This is a genomic window from Streptomyces capoamus (assembly GCF_014654935.1).
GTDB classification, from domain to species: Bacteria; Actinomycetota; Actinomycetes; order Streptomycetales; family Streptomycetaceae; genus Streptomyces; species Streptomyces capoamus.
In genome coordinates this window covers 105,083-109,170 of the sequence record NZ_BNBF01000018.1, presented here as the reverse complement: position 1 = coordinate 109,170, position 4,088 = coordinate 105,083, and the positions used below count along the sequence as shown (strand labels likewise).

The window sequence follows — 4,088 nt, the reverse complement described above, 5'->3', positions numbered from 1 at the left end:
CCCGGCGAAGGCCCGCTTGTAGGGGATGCGGCCCAGGGTGACGATCTCGCGCACGGTCAGCTCGAAGTCGCTCCCCCGCTCCTGCGGCAGGGCCGCCACGTGCCGCGCCGCCCGGGCCGCGCTCAGCTCGCGCAGGTCGGTGCCGGCCAGCAGCACGCGCCCCGCGACCGGTTTCAGGTGCCGGTACACGGTGCGCAGCAGCGTGGACTTGCCGCTGCCGTTGGGGCCGACCAGGCCGGTGATCTCGCCCTCGGCCGCGATCAGGCGGGCACCGGCGACGACGGTCCGGCCCGCGTAGGCGACGTGCAGGTCCTCCACGGTGATCCTCATCCGTCGCTCCCCAGGCGCCGGTCCAGCAGGTACAGCAGGGCCGGGGCCCCGAGCAGCGAGGTGACCACGCCCACCGGCAGCTCCTGGGTGTCCAGGGCGGTACGGCAGACGATGTCCACGACGACCAGCAGCACCGCGCCGAACAGCGCGGAGACCGGCAGCAGGCGCCGGTGGTCGCCGCCGACGACCAGGCGGCAGACGTGCGGCACCATCAGGGCGACGAAGGCGATCGCGCCGGAGACGGCGACCAGGACACCGGTCAGCACGCTGGTGACGGTGAACAGTTCGCGGCGCAGCCGGGTGACGTCGACCCCGAGCCCGGCGGCCGTCTCGTCGCCCATCAGCAGGGCGTTCAGGCCCCGGGCGCGTGCCTGCAGCCACAGCAGGGCGGCGGGTACGGCGACGGCGGGTGCCGCGAGCAGCTGCCAGGTGGCCCCGCCCAGGCTGCCCATGAGCCAGAACAGCACGCCACGGGTCTGCTGCTCGTCCCCGGCGCGCACCACCAGGTAGCTGGTGAACCCGGACAGGAACTGGCCGATCGCCACCCCGGCGAGCACCAGCCGCAGCGGTGCGAAGCCCCCGCCGCGCCGGGCCACCGCCCACACGGCGGCGAAGGTGGCCAGGGCCCCGGCGAAGGCGGCGCCGGACAGGCCCAGGCCGAGCGTCCCGCCCGCGCCGGCACCGAGCACGATCGCGGCCACCGCCCCGAGGGAGGCGCCGTTGGAGACACCCAGCAGGTAGGGGTCGGCCAGCGGGTTGCGCACCAGCGCCTGCACGGCCGCACCGACGACACCGAGACCGGCGCCGACGAGGGCGGCGAGCAGGGCGCGGGGCACCCGCAGCTGCCAGACGATCAGGTCGTCGGTGCCGGGGCGCGGTGTCTGCCCGGTCAGTCTCCTGCCCACCACGCCCCAGACCTCGGCGGGCGGGATGGACGTCGAGCCCCAGGACACGGCCGCCGTCAGCGCGGCCAGCAGCGCCACGGCCAGGACGGCCGTCAGGGGGCCGGCGCGCAGGCTGCCGCGCGTCCCGGGGCCCGCCGCCCTGCGGCGCACCAGGGTGAGGGCCACGGTCAGCCGGCCTTGCCCGGGTGGACGGCCGCGGCGATGGCCGCCACCGTGTCGGCGTTGCGTACTCCCGCGATGGTCGTCTGCTCGGAGCCGATGCGCAGGAGGTGCCCCTCCTTGACCGCCTTGAGGCCCTTGGTCGCCGGGTTCGACCTCAGCCACCGCTCGGCCTCGTCGAACGCCTTCCTGTTCGCCGCGGCGCCGCCCCGGTCACGGACGCCGAGCTGGATCCAGTCCGGGTCCTTGGCGATCACGTCCTCCCAGCCGACCTGCCGGTAGTCGCCGTCGCAGTCGGCGAAGGCGTTGCGGGCGCCGGCCAGGGTGATCACGGCGTTGGCGAGCTGGCGGTTGCAGGTGACGACGGGCTGCTCGGTGCCGGCGTCGTAGTCGAAGAAGAAGTACGTCGGCCGCTCTCCCCCGGCCGTGCCACGGAGCGCCTCGCGGGCGGCGGCCACCTTCCGCCGCATCCCGGTGACGAGTTCCTTCGCCCGCGCGCCGGTGCCGGTGACGGCGCCGAGGGAGGTGATGTCGGCCTCGACCGCGGACAGGTCGGTCACCGGGGTCTTGCGCTGTGCCGCGCAGGCGGTGGACTTCAGGTAGACGTGCCGGACACCGGCTGCCGCGAACTCCTGGGGCGTCGGCGCGTCCGCCGCCGCGCCGCCCATGCTCCCCATGGACGCGAAGGTGTCGATGTAGAGGTCGGCGCCGGAGCCGAGCAGCTTCTCCTTGGGGATGACGGTCCGGCTGAGGACCTTCACCTTCCGCGCCTGCGCGTCGAGCGGGTCGGGCAGGGTGCCCTTGCCGGGCGGGAAGCCGGTGCCTATCACCCGGTCGCCGGCGCCGAGGCGCAGCAGCAGCTCCAGGCTGGAGGCGTTGCTGGTGACGATCTTCTCGGGGGCGGCGGAGAAGGTGGTCCGGTTGCCCGTGCAGTCGGTCACGGAGACCGGGTAGGCGCCCTGGGCGCCGGCCTTCCGCGCGCTCCCGGTGTCCGTCCCCCCGCCGCCGCAGCCCGTCGCCAGCAGTCCGCCGCACACGACGGCCACCGCACAGCTCCCCACTCGAGAACGCATCGAACAACTCCCGGATCACTCGGTATGCGGGGCGAGCCTCCGTCACCCGGTCCAGAAGTCGGGGAGCACGTGCCGTCAGTTCCCGGACGATTCCCACGGCTCACGAATCGGGGGCGGACGGCCGGTCGGGGCCGGGGCCGGGGCTGGGGACGGGTGCCGGGGGCGGTCGGCCGGTGCCGGCACCCGTTCGCGTGTCAGGCCGCCAGGGCGGCGGGGGCGTCGGCCTCGTCCAGCAGGGCCAGCAGGGTCGCGCGGGCGCGTGCGACGCGGGAGCGGACCGTGCCGATCGGGCAGTCGCTGACCTCGGCCGCCTCCGCATAGGGCAGGCCCAGCAGCTGGGTCAGGACGAACGCCTCGCGGCGGTCGTCGGGCAGCGAGTCGAGCAGGTCCAGCAGGGCGACGCCGTCGTCGAAGCCGGGCAGGCCCCGCGGCTGGGCCAGTTCGACGGCCAGCCGCCAGTCCGGGACGTCGGAGAGCCGGGGCCGGGCGGCGGCGTACCGGTAGCTGTCGATCACCGCGCGGCGGGCGATGGCCAGCAGCCAGGCCCGCGCGGAGGAGCGCCCCTCGAACCGGTGCAGGCTGCCCAGTGCCCGCAGGAACGTGTCCTGCGCCAGGTCGTCCACCGCCTGCGGGTCGCCGCACAGGTGGGCGACGTAGCGCTGGACGTCCCGGTGCAGGGCGCTCACGAACCGCTCCACCGCGCGCACGTCACCGCCTCGGGCGGCCAGGGCCCACGCGGTGATCGACGCGTCGGGCTCGGCCGTCGTGTCATCGGCCTTGTCACGGGTCCTGTCACTGCTGTTCGCACCGCTGCTCGCACTGCGGTGCACCTTGCTCTTGACGCTGCTTCCGTCGCTTCGGGCAGGCGAAGCGGGCAGGGCGGAAGTCATCACCTGGTGTCCTTCTCGGGTCGACCGTGATCCGGACCGCGGGCACGGGTGAGCGCGGGTCCGGTGAAGGGTGGGAGACGGCCCTACGTCCTACGGCACGGGGGACGACGAAGCGTCCGTCCCCCCGGTGCGGTCGTACGGCCGTGGCCCGAGGCGCGCGCGGGCGGCCTCGGGGAACCAGCTGTCGTCAGGCGACAGCCGTCTCCGCGGGCGGACCCCGAGAAGTGATCGCGTGGACGAGGAGGAGCAGCCGCGGCGCCCGGTCCGAGCGGCGGCGCCGGACGCGGAAGCGCGGACGGTCCGGGGTGACGGGCAGGGCGAGCAGGAACCGCAGCGGCGCCGCCAGCCACCCGGCCACCGCCCGCAGGATGCGGAAGGCGGCCTTCTCGCCGTAGGCCAGCCACAGGCCGCACAGCGCGGCGGCGAGCAGGTGGGCGGCGAGCATGCCGGCCGACGACGAGCCGCCGCCCATGGAGTGGCCCATGTGGCCCGCGGGGCCCACCGGGTGCGGGCCCATGTGCCCCATGTGCATGGAGCCCATGTGCATCGCGCCCATGTGCGGGGAGCCCATGTGCGTCGAGCCCATGTCCATGGAGCCCATGTCCATGGCGGCCGGGCCGGCGGATGCCGACTGGGCGTAGGCGAACGCCTCGTGCAGCACGGTCTGGGCGGCGACCACGACGGTCACGATTAACGGCAGCCCGCGCTCCCGCCCGGCCAGGCACCAGCCG

The 4,088-nt window shown here is 75.0% G+C and carries 5 protein-coding genes; all 5 read right to left on the bottom strand.

The genetic code is table 11. From position 1 onward, the window contains the following. Positions 1-330, bottom strand: a 330-nt coding sequence (locus IE312_RS41880; protein WP_229900450.1) for an ATP-binding cassette domain-containing protein, incomplete at its 3' end; no start/stop codon positions are given. Then, the gene (locus tag IE312_RS26215; RefSeq protein ID WP_370467599.1) at positions 327-1,400 is read right to left on the bottom strand and encodes a FecCD family ABC transporter permease; all 1,074 of its coding nucleotides are present in this window, start codon (positions 1,398-1,400) and stop codon (positions 327-329) included. The genes IE312_RS41880 and IE312_RS26215, both read right to left, overlap by 4 nt. A 2-nt stretch (positions 1,401-1,402) precedes the next feature. Continuing rightward, on the bottom strand, positions 1,403-2,467 hold the full coding sequence (locus IE312_RS26210) for an ABC transporter substrate-binding protein (RefSeq protein ID WP_189984788.1): 1,065 nt from the start codon (positions 2,465-2,467) through the stop codon (positions 1,403-1,405). A 194-nt stretch (positions 2,468-2,661) separates the two neighbouring features. Further along, positions 2,662-3,357 (bottom strand): sigma-70 family RNA polymerase sigma factor, encoded by a 696-nt coding sequence (locus tag IE312_RS26205; protein ID WP_189984787.1) that lies wholly within the window; start codon positions 3,355-3,357, stop codon positions 2,662-2,664. 187 nt (positions 3,358-3,544) lie between these two features. Continuing rightward, on the bottom strand, positions 3,545-4,088 hold a 544-nt coding region (locus tag IE312_RS26200), incomplete at its 5' end, for a hypothetical protein (protein ID WP_229900449.1).